Below are 16,865 nucleotides of genomic sequence, written 5' to 3' on the forward strand. Positions count from 1 at the left end.
GTGTGATGGAAATGACATTTATCTACCAATATCGCCTTGCCGCATTTACCTGCCTGCTGGCCTTCTGTGTGATATTGATGGGAGCCTATGTGCGCCTCTCGGATGCCGGGCTGGGTTGTCCCGACTGGCCCGGTTGTTACGGCAAGCTGGTGGTACCGGTTGACGAAAAAGCGGTTGAAGACGCGAATCGCGCCTACGCCGACCGGCCACTGGATCAAGACAAGGCGTGGAAAGAGATGGTGCATCGGTATCTGGCGGGCAGCCTGGGAATAACCATCCTGATGCTGGCAATGCTTGCCTGGCGTAATCGACGCTACGTCATGCAACCCCTGCTGCTACCCACACTGTTACTGTTGCTGGTCATTTTTCAGGCCCTCCTGGGCATGTGGACTGTGACTCTGTTGGTGAAACCGGCGATTGTCACTGCCCACCTGCTGGGTGGTTTTGCCACATTCGTTCTGCTGGGTCTTCTGGTGCTTAAGTTACGCCCGGTCGGCCCGGCCCACGCCATCGACACCTCCAGATCGACACGCAGGCTGATACATTTGTCTCTGATGATTCTTGTGTTACAGATTTCCTTGGGCGGTTGGACCAGCAGCAATTACGCCGCCCTGGCTTGCACCGAATTCCCCACCTGTTACGCCGGTTCCTGGTGGCCTGAAACAGACTTCAGCGAAGCTTTCGTGTTGTGGCGGGGCCTGGGTGTCAACTATGAGTTCGGTGTGCTTGAAAACGATGCAAGGACCGCCATCCACATAACCCATCGAATCGGCGCCTTGATCACAGCTCTCACTCTGGGATTCCTGGTCTGGCGCCTGGCACGTCTTGAATCCTCACCACTGCTTAGAAAGCTGGGGCTCAGCCTTCTGATACTGTTGGTCATTCAGATTACCCTTGGTATAACGAATGTACTCGGGCACCTTCCATTAAGCATTGCAGTAGCACACAATGGAGGTGCAGCACTGCTGCTCTTATTGTTAGTGACACTTATCTGGGTTTCGAGAAGACACGAATAACATCACGATGAAAGAAAACGACACATCACGTATGAGTCTCATACCACTGATCATCGCGGTATCGGTAGTTGCCGGGTTGGTTGTCTGGTATTTATTGCCGCTGAAAAGATCTTCGGCTCCCGTAGATGAGCCGGTGAAGACCGAACAGGCATTGCTGATGCCTGAGTTCAGACCACTCAAGCCTTTTTCGTTGACTACCCACAATGGCGCAGCCTATGATAATCAGAGCCTGCTTGGGCGCTGGACATTCATGAGTTTCGGTTATACCTACTGTCCGGATATCTGCCCCACAACCATGTCTCTGTTTGCTGAGATGCATGACAGAATCCAGGCTCAGAAATCCACCAAACCCTACCAGGTGACCTTTGTATCAGTAGACCCCGAACGGGACTCGCTAGAACGTCTGTCCGAATACGTGACCTATTTTGATCCCTCCTTCGTAGGCGCAACCGGGCCGGAGGAAGCCCTGCAAGCGTTGACCAAGCCACTCGGCATACTCTATAGGCGGGTGGAGACCGAAGACAGTGCGATGGGATATGTCATGGACCACTCGGCCTCAATCATTCTTGTCGATCCGCAAGGTCGTTTCCATGCCTACTTCAGCCCCCCTCACGATGCAGAAAAGATGGCGAATGATTTCATTGCCATTAGCAGTCTGACAACAATTGCACGATAGCACCGAGGGAGAATGGCATGAACGATCCGATCAATGGCAAATGCTGGCAATGCTGCGGCAGTGAGTTGGAGACAGTCGATTATGGCCGTGAAACCACCTGCCGATCGTGTGGAAAACCGACACGGGTATGTCGCAACTGTCGCTGGTACGCACCAAACAGACCCAATCAGTGTGAAGAGCCGGTGGCGGATCGGGTTATGGACAAGGAGAAGGCCAACTTCTGCGGATATTTCGAACCCACCGCGGAGATCAAGGGCAAGGATACCCAAACTTCACAAGATGCCCTACGCCAGGCGGCAGAGGATCTGTTCAAGTCCTGAGATCTAGGGCCTGACGCGCATGGCAGAGCGAAAGTTTCAATGCTCAATTCACAGGCGATTGATGCAGTCCCATTGCGCCTTCGAGCAGATTACCCTCTAGATCGACCCCATCGAATCGGGTTTTACGAAGATTCGCCTTGCGTAGATTGCAGCGGTGTAAACTGGCACCCGTGAAATCGGCACCATAGAGGTTAGTACCCTCAAAATCGGCATACTCCAATTGCGCCGAACGAAATTTCGCATCCTTCAAATTGGCGCCGTTGAACCTCACCCGTGAAATTTGCGCATTGGAGAAATCCACACCGATCAGATTCCCACTGAGTTCCATGCCCCTCAGCGTCGCCGCTTCGAGTTTCGCGCCTTTGAGTTTCGCACCGTGCATTCTCGCCCCTTCGAAATTGGCGCCATGCAGGTTTGCATCAACGAATGCCACCTTCTTCAGCTCCGCATCGATGAATCGGGCCTGCTTCAGGTTTGCACCGCTTAGATCCGCTTTCAGTAGTCTTGCTCGGGTAAAATCGATTTCTCGCAGATCCAGGCCGGATAGCCTCGCCATTCGCAGATCGGTTTGTTTGAAACTGGCCCCAGACAGATCAGCTGTCTTGGTCAGATTGACTCCACGCAGATTGGCGCTATCGAGAACGGCACCTGCCAACACCACACTATCGAGCCTGCTACCCGCCAATATGGCTGACTCAAGCTTGGCCCCGCTCAGGTTTGCAGCAGAGAGATCCGCCCCTTCCAGGTTGGCCTCCTTCAGGTTAGCGTCACGCAGGTCTGCCCCGCTTAGATTGGCCCGGCTGAATCTGCCACGCGACAGGTCCAAATTCTGCATTGAAGCCCCACGGAGATCGGTTCGCGCGAAACTCGCGCCCTTTAGCGTTGCGCCTTCCAAGCGGGCACCACTGAGATCGGCCTGATAGAACATCGCGTTGTCAAGCCGGGCGCCACGCAGATCGACACCGTTCAGATCCTGCATCCGCAGGTCAGCTTGCCTGAGATCACATTGTTGACAGCTTCTCTGATCGAGCAGTTGCTGGACAGCCAGTTCGCCGGCTGAAAGCTGGGCAGGTAACAACACGGCCATGAGGCCGATCAGGTTTGGTATGGTTTTTTTCAACATGCCTCCTTAATGTTGTATCCAAACAGGACTCTAGAATACTCATTAACGTTGCTTACTCAACCTATAACTACCATAAATTTTCGGAGGAATAGAGAGTGAAATGGTGCGATGTATAAAGCTCTATGAAGAAAGTAGTATGAATATAACAGGAGCGAACAGATTGCTACTTTCAGGGTTTTGAAGATCAAATAATCCCTATCCCGATTGGCCGTTCTCCAGTACTTTGTGAGACAATCGCCTGTTTTTCAATCCAGTCCACCAAGCTTGCTCAATGTCTGAAAAACCCGTACAACCGCTATCTCCATTCGAACCCATTCTACCGCAGGCTGCTGGCGAACGGCTGCAATGGGGCGGATTACATGGATCCAGCGCCGCACTGGCAATCGCCAATGCGGCGAGTGCCTATCAGGGCCTGCTGCTGGTGGTGACCCATGATATGCAGTCAGCCACCCGGCTGGAGCGAGAACTGGGATTCTTTCTCGACACTGCGGATGTCCCGGTGGTCAATTTCCCCGATTGGGAGACCCTGCCCTACGATCTCTTCTCGCCCTTGCCCGAGTTGATCTCGCAGCGGCTGCTGACCCTCTACCGCCTGCCGCGGATGCAGCGTGGCGTACTTGTCGCCCCAGTTTCCACATTGATGCAGCGCCTGGCACCGAAGAGCTTTCTCGACGCTCATTGCCTGATTGTCGAATGCGGACAAAGCATCGATCTGGATGAAACCCGGCGACGGCTCGAACATGGCGGCTATCAGTGTGTCTCGCAAGTCTTTTCCCATGGTGAATTCGCTGTCAGGGGATCCCTGCTCGATATCTTCCCCATGGGCAGCCAACGCCCCTATCGTATCGATCTGTTCGACGATGAGGTCGATACCATACGAACCTTCGATCCGGAGAGCCAACGCTCCTGTGACAAGGTCCCACGCATCGAAATGCTCCCCGCCAGGGAGTTTCCCATGGATGAAGCGGGTATCAATCGATTTCGCCGTAACTACCGTAGCCAGTTCGAAGGGGATCTGCAGCAAAGCCTGATCTATCAGGATGTCTCCGATGGCAGGATACCCGGCGGCCTTGAGTACTACCTGCCGCTGTTTTTCGAACAGACGGAAACCCTTTTCGATTACCTGCCGGAACACCATATGGTGATGGAACTGGAAGAGGTGAGAGACCGGGCGACAATCTTCTTCAATGAGGTGAAGGCGCGGTTTGAAGAGCGCCGTCATGATCTCGAACGGCCCCTGCTGGCGCCAAGCAAGCTCTACATTTCGGCAGACGAACTTGCCTCGCTTTTGAAGCAGGGTCACTCAATCATGCTGAGCCACCACAAAATAGCGGCACGCAGTAAAGGCTATGCCGATGTGGTTAACTTCAGTTCCAAACTGCCTCCCCCGGTTGCATTCCAGGTGCGCAGCAAGGATCCAGCCTCCGCATTGCGGCATTTTCTCGAGAACAAATCCACACGGGTGCTTATTATCGCCGAAGGCGCCGGTCGACGGGAGATGTTGTTGGGAACCCTGCGGGATCTCCATATTGATCCCAAGGTCGTTGATGGCTGGGAATCCTTTCTCAACGACAATATCAAGATAGCACTGTGCGTGGCGCCACTGGAGCAGGGACTTTGGCTGCAGGAACAGGGTATCGCCCTGATCACCGAGACCCAGCTCTATGGCGAGCGGGTACGCCAGGAACGAAGGCGGCGCAAGGTCAGTCAGGATCCGGATCAGATTGTACGCAACCTTACCGAATTGCACATGGGTGCCCCGGTGGTGCATGAAGATCATGGCGTGGGTCGTTATCTCGGTCTGCAGACCCTCAATGTAGGCGGCATGGAGACAGAGTTTCTTACCCTGGAGTACGCCCGCGGCGATAAACTCTATGTACCGGTCGCCTCGCTCCATCTGATCAGCCGATATGCCGGGGCATCCCCGGAAAACGCACCGCTGCACCGTTTAGGCGGGGACCAGTGGGAAAAAACAAAACGCAAGGCAGCCAAGCAGATACGTGATGTTGCTGCGGAACTGCTGGAGATTTATGCCAGGCGCGCCGCACGCCAGGGCGTAGCCTTTCCCACACCGGATGACGAGTATCAGGCCTTCGCGTCTTCATTCGATTTCGAAGAGACACCGGACCAATTCCAGACTATCGACGCCGTCTTGCAGGACATGGTCTCAACCCGCCCCATGGACAGGGTGGTCTGCGGCGATGTCGGTTTCGGCAAGACGGAAGTCGCCATGCGGGCCGCTTTCATGGCAACCCAGGGCAATAAACAGATTGCGGTATTGGTGCCAACCACACTGCTGGCGCAACAACACTACCAGAATTTCACCGATCGCTTCGCCGACTGGCCGGTGAAGGTGGAGAGCCTCTCCCGCTTCCGTACCGGAAAACAGCAGCAAAAGGTGATCGATGGCCTGCGGGATGGAACTATCGATATCGTTGTGGGCACCCATAAACTGTTGTCACAGGAGATCAAATTCAAAAATCTGGGTTTGGTGATCATCGATGAAGAACATCGCTTTGGCGTGCGCCACAAAGAGAAGCTCAAGGCACTGCGAAGTGAGGTCGACCTATTGACTCTGACCGCCACCCCCATACCACGTACCCTCAACATGGCCATGTCGGGGATGCGCGATCTCTCCATCATCGCCACCCCGCCTGCCCTGCGCCATCCGGTCAAGACCTTTGTCAGCCAATGGAATGACAGCCTCATCATCGAGGCCTGCCAACGGGAGTTGAAGCGCGGCGGACAGATCTATTTTCTGCACAACGAGGTCAGCACCATTGAAAATATGGCTGAACGGCTCGAATCCCTGCTGCCCGGCATTCGACTCCAGATTGCCCATGGTCAGATGCGTGAACGGGAACTGGAAGGGATCATGCGCGACTTCTACCACCAGCGTTTCAGCCTGCTGGTCTGCACCACGATCATCGAGAGCGGTATCGACGTACCCAGTGCCAATACCATGATTATCAACCGGGCGGATAAATTGGGGCTGGCCCAACTTCATCAGATACGCGGCCGTGTTGGCCGTTCCCATCATCGGGCCTATGCCTATCTGCTGACACCTCCGCCGGGAAGCATGACAGCGGATGCCAAAAAACGCCTTGAAGCCATTGAATCCCTTGAAGATCTTGGCGCTGGCTTTACCCTGTCCACTCACGACCTGGAGATTCGCGGTGCGGGTGAGTTACTGGGCGAAGAGCAGAGCGGCCAGATCCAGGAGATCGGCTTTTCACTCTATACCGAGCTACTCGATAGGGCGGTAGCGGCGCTTAAGGCCGGCAGACAACCGGAGTTGGATAGGCCGCTGGACCACGGTACGGAGATCGAACTCAATATCCCCGCTCTGCTGCCGGAAGACTATCTTCCCGATGTTCATTCACGTCTGGTTCTCTACAAACGCATCGCCAGCGCCAAGGACCAGACCGAGCTGCGAGATCTGCAGGTTGAGATGATCGATCGATTTGGACTGCTGCCTGAAGCGACAAAGAATCTGTTTGAAATCACAGAGCTGAAACTGCGCGCCCACCCCCTGGGTATTCGTAAGATTGAGGCCGGGCCCAAAGGGGCGCGACTGCTGTTTGATGAGAACCCTAAACTCGATCCGGCCATATTGATCGGCCTGATTCAGAGCCGGCCCAATACATACAAGCTGGATGGGAATGATAAACTACGCTATTTCGCCGATCTCGAGACGCCCGACGGGCGGGTTAAAAAAATACACACCCTGCTTGACAGCCTGATAGACTGATGTGGTTCAACAAAGGATGGCATGCATAATGAAGCCGCTACTGGCGCACTTTCCAGTATCGACCGAAGAATATACTAGGGCCTGTTAACACTAATCCAATGCGCCCTGTTGTGCCTGAAAAAGCGCCAATCAAGGCGCGAGGAGAGAAGTTTGGTTATTCCAAATGAACGACGAGCAACGCCGAGTGGCGCTTTTTCAGGCACAACCCGAAGGGCCGGGCTGTTTTCGCACCCAGCGGCGTTATCATTCGCTCATGTAGAATAACTACACTACGCTCATTCTGCCTTGCTGGGCACGAAAACAGCCCCAGCAGGGCGTATTGGATTAGTGTTAACAGGCCCTAGTGCAATTGATGAGAATGGGTTGATAAGGTTTACCAGATGAGAAGGTTCCGGGAAAAGTTAAGCGCTCTGCTTATAGGCGCACTCATGATGCAACCAATGATGTTACCGGCAGCGGGCGCAGATAATGACAACGCCCCCGTTTGGTATCAATTTGAGGTGCTGATCTTCGAGCGCATTGCGCCAGGTGCCGGATCCACTGAGGGATGGCCCGATGATCCGGGGAGACCGTCGCCAAGCAATGCGACCTGGTTCACAAAGGGACAACCGCTAGAGCATAATAAACCCGTCGCCTTCCGTGCCTTGCCCGCTGAGGAGAAATCCCTGAATGACGCCTGGCGTCAAATGCGCAGATCCCGTGACTACCGCCCCCTTTACCATGTTGCATGGCGTCAGCCGATGGAACATCCAGACAAGGCTAAACAGGTCCAATTCTCTCTGTTGCCCGCCGATGGCGCAAAGGTCTCGGATTTCAATCCACCGAAACTCGAGGGCACCCTGAAATTCAGCATCAAACGCTATCTGCACCTGGATGCAGATATTGTGTTACATAGAAGCACCCGTGGAAGCACTGCGCAAGCGAATGATGACAACTTTGGTTTTACGCCACGCTTCCAGCATTATCGGATGCGGGAGAGCAGGCGCATGCGCAGCGGAAAACTCCACTACATCGACCATCCGGTGATCGGCCTGCTGACGATCGCAGAACGCTATGAACCGCCACAACCCGAAATCATTGAAACCCCTGTGCCGGTTCCGACGATAGTTCCGCCGACCCAGACCCGGCCGCAGGGGCAAGTGGAACAAAAACCCGCGACTCAGTAGCGCAGCGGCTTGTTTCCGGTTTTCACTCTCCTGGGGGGGAACTCATACCTCACTTTAGCGACTTATCGTATGCATTCCCACGCGGAGCGTGGGAACGAGACATAATTGCCTGGACATACCCGTGATTACTATTCAACGGCGAGGATTGCAGTGGCTATCCGCTCAGACAGCTGCCCCACGGCACGATTGGCAGCGGCCACTCCCGCTTCAACGCCACTGCCTTGCAAAGGTTCTTCGATTACAAGCCGTTGCATCTCCATAAGCCTGTTGTCACTACTTCGAATTAGGCTCCAACGAAGTTGCAACCAGATCCTGTCACCTTCACGCTCGAAACGGTTGATGGTCAGCAACACCTCGTAATCGGGTTTAATAGTGCCATGCCATGGATAGGCAATGAGCTGCATATCAGCGAGCCTTTGCCGCATCAGGTCAGTAATAACCTGAACAATATTCTCCTGCAGGGAACCTGCCCAATGGTCGAACTCATGTAGTTGCAGACGATGAGGGGTCTGGCGCTCGACGATTTGCGGGCGATCGAGATAGGTGGTTAATGTTATCGGGCCTATGCCCACCAACAGTTGTCCAGGCCGGGGTTTCAGAGAGAGGGTCTCTGCTTTGCCCGGTTGGCCATCGAGGCGATAGAAACGGGTCGGTTGGGACGAGGTCCCGGCACAGCCTGAAAACAACAGCGCAAGAAAAAGCGCGATAATCGCAATTCGCGCACCAGGTGTAGATCGCATTACTGTTTCCCCCTCAATAAGGCTTCGGGATGGCGTTCCAGGTACTGCGACATATTCCGAATGGATCTTGCCGCCGCACCCAGTTCACGCAGGGCGGTAGTCAGTTCGGTCATTACCGGCGAATCCTCACTGAGCACCTCATCCGTTGAGGAGGCCACCTGCCCCAGCTGCGAGAATGCCACCTCGCCCTTGGCCATGGTCTGCTCCCAACTGGTGAACGCCTTGGCCAGCCTGCCTTCTGTCTCCGATATCAACTGCTGAGATTTGGTAGCGGTTCTGGTTATCTCTGTCAGCATTACCTGTGCTTCAGCAAGGGTATTTGAACTATCGTCTATGAGTTGAGGTGTAACCCGATGCAACTGTTGGGTGATACTATCGAGACGTCGGGTTATCTGGAACAGAGACACTTTCAAACGCTCAAACTCACCGTCGGCGGCCATCTCATCAATACTGTCCAGAATCCCTGACAGGCGTGTCATAATCCGTTCAATTGGCATGGCCTCCAATGCGGTAGCGATTCGCTCCATACTCGATTGAATGGTGGGGATCTCCCGGTATTCCGAGTTGGTGCTCACCAGCCGAATCGGTGTGCCGGGATGAAAATCGAGCTCTATCTCCAGTTTTCCGGTCACCAGGCTTTGCAGATTGAGTCTCGCCCGAAGCCCCTGCCTGATCAGTTCATCCAATCCGATCAATACACCGCTGCCTGTCTGTACACCATCGATCCCTACCCGCGTATCATCGATGCCGATGATGACGGGAATCCTGAATTCTCGACTCTCCTTGAAATAGGTGATCGACATCGACTCGACCTTGCCAATCCTGACGCCCCGAAAATTCACCGGCGAGCCGACCTGAAGCCCCTTGACATCACTCTCGAAAAACAGAATAAAGCGTGTGGATTGATGAGACAGATTGCCGTCGGAGAGTAGAAATATTGCGCTCAATCCCAATACCAGCGATGCCAGAACGAAGAGACCGATGAGGGTTGGACTGACCTTCGATTGCATACTATTCAGATTCCTGGGGTGGATGAGGCATCCGTGCCCCGGGTCAGAAATGCCTGTACTCTGGGATCATTGCAGCTTTGCAGTAGATCACACGGATTGCCATGAGCAATCATGGTCTTGCTTTCGGAATCGAGAAACACCGAATTATTGCCAATAGCGAATATGCTCGCCAATTCATGGGTCACTACCACGATCGTGGTACCAAGACTCTCACTCAACTCGATAATCAAGTCGTCCAGCCGTTTCGCGCTGACAGGATCCAGCCCAGCGGACGGTTCATCGAAGAACAGCAATTCCGGGTCCAGCGCCATCGCTCGGGCGAGTCCTGCCCGCTTCTGCATACCACCACTGATCTCAGCGGGAAGGTAGCCCTCAAAACCCTTGAGACCGACCAGAGACAGCTTATAGGATGCCAATTCCCGCGCTTGCGCCGTGGACAGATCCGTATAGGTCTCGATCGGCAGTGAGATATTTTCCACCAATGTCATGTTGCTCCAGAGGGCGCCGCTTTGATAGAGCACCCCCATTCTTCGCATCAGGTCATGTCGCCGTTCCTCATCCAACTGCCAGAATCCGTGGCCATGATAGTATATTTCGCCTTTTGCCGGCCTTATCAGTCCGATCAAATGACGCAACAGGGTACTCTTGCCACACCCACTGCCACCCATGACGATAAAGATATCACCCTGCCGGATTGTAAAGTTGAGATTGCGCTGGATCACGAAATCACCATATGCCATGGTCAGGTCCCTGACCTCGATATGCGATATTGCCGGAGTTTCGACAGATGCAGTATTCATCGCCATCGCTCATATCCCCAATTGATTGAAGATCAATGTTGATATGGCATCCCAAATAACAATCAGCAGTATCGCCGTCACCATTGCTGAAGTTGTTGCATGCCCAACCGCCGAAGAGTTCCTGCCGCTCTGCAGTCCCCGCAGGCACCCCGACATGGCGATTACTATGGCAAACAGTACACTCTTCACCGTGCCGACCGCCAAATCGCCCCATCCCATGGATTCCCGGGTCTGAATCAGATATTCGATCAGCGAGATATCCAATACCCAGACACCGACCATCAAGCCCCCAAGAATTGCCAGCATGTCAGCCCAAAGGGTAAGGAATGGCAGCATAATCAACAGTGCTAAAAACCGCGGCAGCACGAGAAAATCCACTACAGAGATTCCGAATGTTTTCAATGCATCGATCTCATTGTTGACCTGCATGGTACCAAGTTGAGCCGCATAGGCAGAGCCGGTTCGACCGGCCATGATTATGGCGGTCATCATGGCCCCCATTTCTCTTACCGATCCCAAGCCTACCAGATTGGCGACATAGATCTCAGCGCCGAACATCTGCAGTTGTATGGCGCCAACGAATGCAAGCACCGCCCCGACCAGCACACCGATCAGACTGACGATTGGGAGAGCCTCCGGACCGGCTGCTTGAAGAAAATGCAGAAAGTCGATAGCGCGAAAATTCGCCCTACCGGAGAACAGTCGCAACAGAGAGAGCGTCAGTTCACCGGCAAACCGCGTGAACAGCACTGACTCCCGCCATGCCTTCAGGGTCATTGCTCCGATACGATAGAGCCATGAATAGGACTGCGCCCGACGCCGTGCACCTTTGCGTTCAGGGACATCCTGAGCCAGTTTCAGCAACCTGCGGACCCCTTCCGGCAAACCCTCAGTATCAAGCTGCAGATCCCGCTGGTGGGCAAAATCATGCAGATGCAGCACGAGACTCAGAAATTGACTGTCCCAGCGAACAAGCCGGCCGGTATCGAGTGAAATCGCTTCAAGCCCTCTACGATCAGTCAGTTCCTGTATCACTCCCTGCCAGTCGAAACTTACATCACGCAGTGTCCAGGAACCCTTAAAAGAGAGCACCGCCCGGCTCTCGGATGGGTATGATATTGTCAGCGAATCATCGGACACGTATAGGTTTCCAGGTAGATTTGGCGTATCTTCATATCACAATATGGTACTGCAGCCTAACGTCCACGGCTTCAGCTAGGGCCTGTTATCACTAATCCAATTGGCCCTAGTGTACATCAGGAGTAAAACCGGGCACATTTGAGTTTGTTACATTTAATAAAACCTGACTTTCTGTACATCAATAATAATTTCGGTAAGCACAATGCCAAAAATCTCAATTCAACCTCAGCACAACGGAATCGCACTCATTGTCGAGGACGAAGTGACAAACCGTATGATTCTCAAGGCGTTGTTAAAAAAACACGGTTACAACGTGATTGAGGCCGAGAACGGGGCTGAGGCCATACAGCATTTCAAAAAACAGAGTCCGGATATTATTTTCATGGATGTCATGATGCCGGTCATGGATGGCTATGAAGCTGCTTCCGAAATCAAACGCCTGGCAGGTGACCAATTCGTCCCCATTATTTTCCTCACAGCCATGTCCGATGAAAAGGCCCTTGCCCGTTGTGTCGAGGTTGGCGGTGATGACTTTCTCTCCAAACCGTACAGTTTCACAGTGTTATCAGCCAAGGTTAAGGCCATGGAGCGCATCCGCACCCTACATCGGGACACCCGTATGCTCTACAGTCGCATGCAGCGTGACGAAGAGATTGCCGAACAGGTGTTCAGCGGAGCGGTCATCGCCGGCAATGTGGCCCTCGAGCATATCCGCAGCCTGTTGAAACCTGCCAGCGTATTCAGTGGCGATCTGATGCTGACCGCGTTCGCCCCATCACACGACCTGCATGTCCTGTTGGGTGACTTCACCGGCCATGGATTGGCCGCAGCACTGGGTGCATTGCCAACCTCTGAAGCATTTCGCTCCATGACAGCCAAGGGGTTTGCTCCCCAACAGATACTATTCGCCATCAACAACAAGCTGCACGATCTATTGCCAACCGGGATGTTCTTGGCTGCCCAATTCGTTAAGATCGACCACCAATTGGATCATATCTCAATTATCAATTGCGGTATGCCGGACTGCTACTTAATCGAGAATGAGAGTATGCGTCTTAAGTATGAAATTGCATCAAAATCCCTCCCCTTGGGTATCGCTCCGGATATCGATTTCAGGGATGACTTTCATCACCTGCGGGTCGATGAGGGTGACAGGGTTATTCTCGCAACTGACGGCGTTACCGAAGCGCGTGATTTGAACGGTGAATTGTTCGGCCAAAAGCGGTTCATCGAGGCCATCAGGAAGAGCGACAGCAGTTCTTACATAATGGATAAACTCGCCAAGGATCTTGAAGCATTTTGCCAGGACGCCCCCCAAGATGATGACATCAGTGTTGTCGAAGTGCCGCTGATCCGCGAGCTGTTACCTGGCTGGGAATCGGGGTCGCACCATTTTGTAACTGACGGGGATATGCCGCAAAACCTGTTTTCCCATGAGCAACCTGACTGCATCGAGTTTCAGCTCATTCTTTACGGCAGTCAACTGCGTCAGGCCGATCCTGTACCCATACTTATCAACTACATTCAGGAGACAGCCGGACTGCATGAGCATCGGCGCCCGTTATTCACCATCCTCACCGAGCTCTATATCAATGCCCTGGATCACGGTGTACTGCAATTGGATTCCATGCTTAAACAGGGGGAAGATGGATTCACCAACTATTTCCAACAACGGGAGCAACGCCTGGAGGCATTGACAAAAGGACAGATACGCATCGGATTGAGAATCCATCAAAACAACAATAGTGGATATATTGTGATAACGGTGGAAGACAGTGGGCATGGGTTCGAATTCAAGACATTGTCACAACATGTGACAAATGAGACCCTTTACAGCGGACGCGGAATAATGTTGGTAAAATCACTGGTCAAGCAGCTTCAATTCTTTGAACCAGGTAACAAAGCAGAAGCTATTTACGTATGGGAGGATAAACTCTAAGCCCTTGCAAATATCAAAACCAACCCAAGGAGTGCTACAGTAGCAGCTTGAAGCCCCTGACTGGTATATCTTCAGAAAGACAGGCCCTAGTTGCCTGGTTAACAGCAATATGGCAAAAACACTCGTATTCGATAGATCGGATGATATAAGAACACCGTTTCTCAGAGGTATCCTGACTCGCTCTCTGACCGATGCCGGGCTTGCTTTTGAAACAGCATACCAGCTCTCATCCGATATTCGGCAGCAGATCAACAACGTTGATGAGATCACCACCGAAGAGCTGCGCAAAATAGTTTTGTCTGAACTGCAGAAGATGGATGAGAAAGAGGTTATGGAGAACTACGAGACCATCTATCCTGCCACCACGAAGATCTTCGTACGTGACCACAAAGACAACCTCATGCCCTTCTCTATGATTGAGCATCGGCGCACACTTGAGTCCAGCGGTCTCGGCTCTGACAAGGCAGCCTACATTACACAGAACGTCTACAAAGAATTAGCTGAATCCTATCAAGATGCCATTGATAGCAGCACTGTTGGAAAACTGACTTACGATAAACTGAAACAACACTACGGCAAAGAGGCTGCAAAGCGCTATCTGGTATGGGTTGATTACAAACATACACAACGTCCCCTGATACTCCTGATAGGCGGCACGACCGGTTGCGGCAAGAGCACCGTCGCAACCGAGGTGGCACACCGGTTGAATATCATTCGGACTCAATCCACCGATATGCTCAGGGAGGTCATGCGTATGATGGTGCCGATAAAGCTTCTCCCTGAACTGCATACCTCCTCATTTAATGCCTGGCGTAAAATCCCCGGCTCTGATGAATCCAAGGAATCACCTGAAGAGAGAATGATCCATGGCTTTATACACCAGGCTGAGCTGGTATCCGTCCCTTGCGAAGCAGTGATACAGCGTGCCTTGAATGAGCAGGTCTCCCTGATACTTGAAGGCGTTCATGTCTCCCCCGCCCTGGTAAAGCGGTTCAAGGATGAAAAGAGTGCGGTTATCGTCCCGATCATGCTGGCGGTACTGAAGCAGGACAGACTGAAACACCAATTGAAAGACCGGGGCGTCAGTGCCCCTGCGAGAAATGCTCAGAGTGATTATCTTTCAAATTTTGAATCGATATGGATGCTCCAGTCACACCTGCTTTCCGAAGCTGACAACAACGCCATCCCGATCATAATGAATGATGATAGAGATAAAACCACGGATCGCGTAATGCGCTCCATTATCGAGGTGTTACAGAAGGATTTTCATGCTAAGGTTGAGGACGTTTTCGGCACAGAATAAATAACCCGTATTTCTCATCAGGCGGACCATACTAAATTGGAATAATCATAGACATTAAGTATGTTACTAGGGCCTGTTAACACTAATCCAATACACCCTGCTGGGGCTGTTTTCGTGCCCAGCAAGGCAGAATGAGCGAGGTGTAGTTATGCTACATGAGCGAATGATAACGCCGCTGGGCGCAAAAACAGCCCCAGCCCTTCGGGTTGCGCCTGAAAAAGCGCCACTCGGCGTTGCTCGTCGCTCATTTGGAATAACCAAACCTCTCTCCTCGCGCCCCGAAGGAAGTGCCCTTGGGGTGCGCCTTGATTGGCGCTTTTTCAGGCACAACAGGGTGTATTGGATTAGTGTTAACAGGCCCTAGCTTTCAGGGAATGGCGACCATACGATAGTCTGTCCTATTTAGTATTGAAACTATCAGGCCGAAACACCGGTAAAATGCAGACTAGTGGAGCAAACCCTTGTTGACAACCCAAAAAGGAGTGATGATCATCCTTGACGGTCTTGGCGATCGAGGAATACCTGCATTCGGGGGCAAAACACCGCTTGAAGCGGCCGACACGCCGAATATGGATGGGTTGGCGAGTGCGGGGCAGTGCGGTCTTGTCGATCCGCTCTTCCCCGGCATGCCCGTGGGTACACATACCGGCATCTGTCTCTTATTCGGACTATCCAAACAGCATACAATGAAATTGGCGCGGGGTCCTATCGAGGCATCCGGAGTCGGTCTGAACGATAATGATCAGGCGCTCTATTTCCGCTGCAATTTCGCCACCTTGAAAAAGCATAAGGATCGCTACGATATTCTTGACCGCAGAGCGGGCAGGATCAACACGGGCACTGAATCACTGACTGCGGCGATAGGCCAGGTTGATTTGGGTGATGGCATAATTGCCAGCCTGCACCCGGCAACCCAACACCGTGTCGTATTGCAAATGGAGGGCTGCGGCCTCTCCCATGACATATCCAACACCGATCCAGGCAACCAATTCAAGGCCAAGGGGCTGCTCACCTGCCTTCCCAACGACCCATCAGACAGCGCAGCAGTGAAGACCGCCAGTGCGGTGAACCGGTTGATGGAGATCATTTATGAGAAGCTCTCTGAACACCCGGTTAATCGCCAAAGAATTGATAATAACCTACCACCCGCCAATGGCATTATCTGTAGAGGACCCGGTACGCTACCGAAAGTCAAACCCTTGCTTAATCAGCTAAAGCTCACAACCGCAGTAATATCCGGCGAGCGTACGGTACTCGGGCTTGGCAGGTTGTTGGGTTATGACCTTTTTACGCATGACCGTTTTACCGCCGACCACAACACGGATTTGCATGCCAAGGTAAAAACCACGATAAGTGCACTTGATGATCACGACATGGTCTATCTGCATATCAAAGCCACCGACATCTACTCACATGATCTCAATCCCACCGGTAAACGGGAGATGTTGTTGAAAATCGATGACGCCATAGCCCCGCTGATCAATGATTCACTGGTGATTGCCATAACTGCCGATCACTGCACCGATACCAACACCGGCCGTCATACCGGAGACCCCATACCCAGTCTGATCTATAATCCTCGCGGCAGAGTGGATGGTTGCCTGGAATTTTCCGAACTCGCCTGCAATACCGGCGGTCTGGGACGCATCAATAGCAGCGGCTTTCTGCTATCCATGCTTGACCAGATGAATCAATTGGAGAATTTCAGACCAAAAGACAGTGTTTTTATTCTCTGAAGCGCGCCATGCTACCGTGCAATAGCCGTATGCTATAGCTGAGTCCGGCAAAGGTATTTGCAGAATATTTAATGGTAATCTGCCTGGCAAGGTTGGTCGGGATGCCTATACTTTATAAAAAGTATGGAATGTGATATCCACCCAA

The 16,865-nt window shown here is 52.7% G+C and carries 13 protein-coding genes; 8 read left to right on the top strand and 5 right to left on the bottom strand.

Annotated elements, in window-relative coordinates; genetic code table 11:
- The first annotated feature begins 11 nt into the window (after window positions 1-11).
- From CODIS_RS13390 to CODIS_RS13400, 3 genes are read left to right on the top strand one after another with little or no spacing between them, the layout of a single operon-like run.
- Window positions 12-1,016: a COX15/CtaA family protein gene (locus CODIS_RS13390; RefSeq protein ID WP_069126000.1), complete on the top strand. Its 1,005-nt coding sequence runs from the start codon at window positions 12-14 to the stop codon at window positions 1,014-1,016.
- Between the two features lie 7 nt (window positions 1,017-1,023).
- Window positions 1,024-1,692 carry an SCO family protein gene (locus tag CODIS_RS13395; RefSeq protein WP_069126002.1) on the top strand — a complete coding sequence of 223 codons (669 nt, stop codon included), beginning with the start codon at window positions 1,024-1,026 and terminating at the stop codon, window positions 1,690-1,692.
- Window positions 1,693-1,709: 17 nt separating this feature from the next.
- Window positions 1,710-2,012, top strand: coding sequence for a hypothetical protein (locus CODIS_RS13400; protein ID WP_069126004.1), 303 nt, complete (start codon window positions 1,710-1,712; stop codon window positions 2,010-2,012).
- Between the two features lie 43 nt (window positions 2,013-2,055).
- On the opposite strand, the gene CODIS_RS13405 is transcribed toward CODIS_RS13400, so the two are convergent.
- The gene (locus CODIS_RS13405) at window positions 2,056-3,135 is read right to left on the bottom strand and encodes a pentapeptide repeat-containing protein (protein WP_069126006.1); all 1,080 of its coding nucleotides are present in this window, start codon (window positions 3,133-3,135) and stop codon (window positions 2,056-2,058) included.
- 271 nt (window positions 3,136-3,406) lie between these two features.
- On the opposite strand from CODIS_RS13405, the gene mfd reads away from it, so the two are divergent.
- A complete protein-coding gene (mfd, locus tag CODIS_RS13410; RefSeq protein WP_069126008.1) occupies window positions 3,407-6,886 on the top strand; it encodes a transcription-repair coupling factor in 3,480 nt (1,159 codons plus the stop codon).
- 428 nt (window positions 6,887-7,314) lie between these two features.
- Window positions 7,315-8,052, top strand: a complete 738-nt coding sequence (locus CODIS_RS13415; protein WP_069126011.1) for a CsiV family protein — start codon at window positions 7,315-7,317, stop codon at window positions 8,050-8,052.
- A gap of 128 nt (window positions 8,053-8,180) precedes the next feature.
- Here the strand turns inward: CODIS_RS13415 and CODIS_RS13420 are convergent, their stop codons facing one another.
- From CODIS_RS13420 to CODIS_RS13435, 4 genes are read right to left on the bottom strand one after another with little or no spacing between them, the layout of a single operon-like run.
- On the bottom strand, window positions 8,181-8,792 hold the full coding sequence (locus tag CODIS_RS13420) for a PqiC family protein (RefSeq protein WP_069126014.1): 612 nt from the start codon (window positions 8,790-8,792) through the stop codon (window positions 8,181-8,183).
- Window positions 8,792-9,802 (bottom strand): MlaD family protein, encoded by a 1,011-nt coding sequence (locus CODIS_RS13425; RefSeq protein ID WP_069126016.1) that lies wholly within the window; start codon window positions 9,800-9,802, stop codon window positions 8,792-8,794. Before CODIS_RS13425 ends, CODIS_RS13420 begins: the two co-directional genes overlap by 1 nt.
- A 5-nt stretch (window positions 9,803-9,807) precedes the next feature.
- Entirely contained in the window at window positions 9,808-10,602 is a 795-nt protein-coding gene (locus tag CODIS_RS13430) for an ABC transporter ATP-binding protein (RefSeq protein ID WP_069126018.1), read from the bottom strand.
- A 9-nt stretch (window positions 10,603-10,611) separates the two neighbouring features.
- Window positions 10,612-11,742, bottom strand: a complete 1,131-nt coding sequence (locus CODIS_RS13435; RefSeq protein WP_083220759.1) for an ABC transporter permease — start codon at window positions 11,740-11,742, stop codon at window positions 10,612-10,614.
- Between the two features lie 202 nt (window positions 11,743-11,944).
- Between CODIS_RS13435 and CODIS_RS13440 the strand changes: the two genes are divergently transcribed.
- The 3 genes from CODIS_RS13440 (at window position 11,945) to apgM (ending at window position 16,720) form a co-directional block, all read left to right on the top strand.
- The gene (locus CODIS_RS13440; RefSeq protein WP_069126020.1) at window positions 11,945-13,681 is read left to right on the top strand and encodes a SpoIIE family protein phosphatase; all 1,737 of its coding nucleotides are present in this window, start codon (window positions 11,945-11,947) and stop codon (window positions 13,679-13,681) included.
- A gap of 109 nt (window positions 13,682-13,790) precedes the next feature.
- Window positions 13,791-14,984 (top strand): ATP cone domain-containing protein, encoded by a 1,194-nt coding sequence (locus CODIS_RS13445; RefSeq protein WP_069126021.1) that lies wholly within the window; start codon window positions 13,791-13,793, stop codon window positions 14,982-14,984.
- A gap of 461 nt (window positions 14,985-15,445) precedes the next feature.
- Window positions 15,446-16,720 (top strand): 2,3-bisphosphoglycerate-independent phosphoglycerate mutase, encoded by a 1,275-nt coding sequence (gene apgM / locus CODIS_RS13450; RefSeq protein ID WP_154723126.1) that lies wholly within the window; start codon window positions 15,446-15,448, stop codon window positions 16,718-16,720.
- The last annotated feature ends 145 nt before the right edge of the window (window positions 16,721-16,865 follow it).

The organism is Candidatus Thiodiazotropha endolucinida (assembly GCF_001715975.1).
GTDB classification, from domain to species: domain Bacteria; phylum Pseudomonadota; class Gammaproteobacteria; order Chromatiales; family Chromatiaceae; genus Thiodiazotropha; species Thiodiazotropha endolucinida.

Excerpts from the sequence above, each read along its gene's own strand:
- CODIS_RS13390 (WP_069126000.1), top strand. The coding sequence starts at position 12 with ATGACATTTATCTACCAATATCGCCTTGCCGCATTTACCTGCCTGCTG.
- CODIS_RS13395 (WP_069126002.1), top strand. The coding sequence starts at position 1,024 with ATGAAAGAAAACGACACATCACGTATGAGTCTCATACCACTGATCATC.
- CODIS_RS13400 (WP_069126004.1), top strand. The coding sequence starts at position 1,710 with ATGAACGATCCGATCAATGGCAAATGCTGGCAATGCTGCGGCAGTGAG.
- CODIS_RS13405 (WP_069126006.1), bottom strand. The coding sequence starts at position 3,135 with ATGTTGAAAAAAACCATACCAAACCTGATCGGCCTCATGGCCGTGTTG.
- mfd (WP_069126008.1), top strand. The coding sequence starts at position 3,407 with ATGTCTGAAAAACCCGTACAACCGCTATCTCCATTCGAACCCATTCTA.
- CODIS_RS13415 (WP_069126011.1), top strand. The coding sequence starts at position 7,315 with ATGATGCAACCAATGATGTTACCGGCAGCGGGCGCAGATAATGACAAC.
- CODIS_RS13420 (WP_069126014.1), bottom strand. The coding sequence starts at position 8,792 with ATGCGATCTACACCTGGTGCGCGAATTGCGATTATCGCGCTTTTTCTT.
- CODIS_RS13425 (WP_069126016.1), bottom strand. The coding sequence starts at position 9,802 with ATGCAATCGAAGGTCAGTCCAACCCTCATCGGTCTCTTCGTTCTGGCA.
- CODIS_RS13430 (WP_069126018.1), bottom strand. The coding sequence starts at position 10,602 with ATGAATACTGCATCTGTCGAAACTCCGGCAATATCGCATATCGAGGTC.
- CODIS_RS13440 (WP_069126020.1), top strand. The coding sequence starts at position 11,945 with ATGCCAAAAATCTCAATTCAACCTCAGCACAACGGAATCGCACTCATT.
- CODIS_RS13445 (WP_069126021.1), top strand. The coding sequence starts at position 13,791 with ATGGCAAAAACACTCGTATTCGATAGATCGGATGATATAAGAACACCG.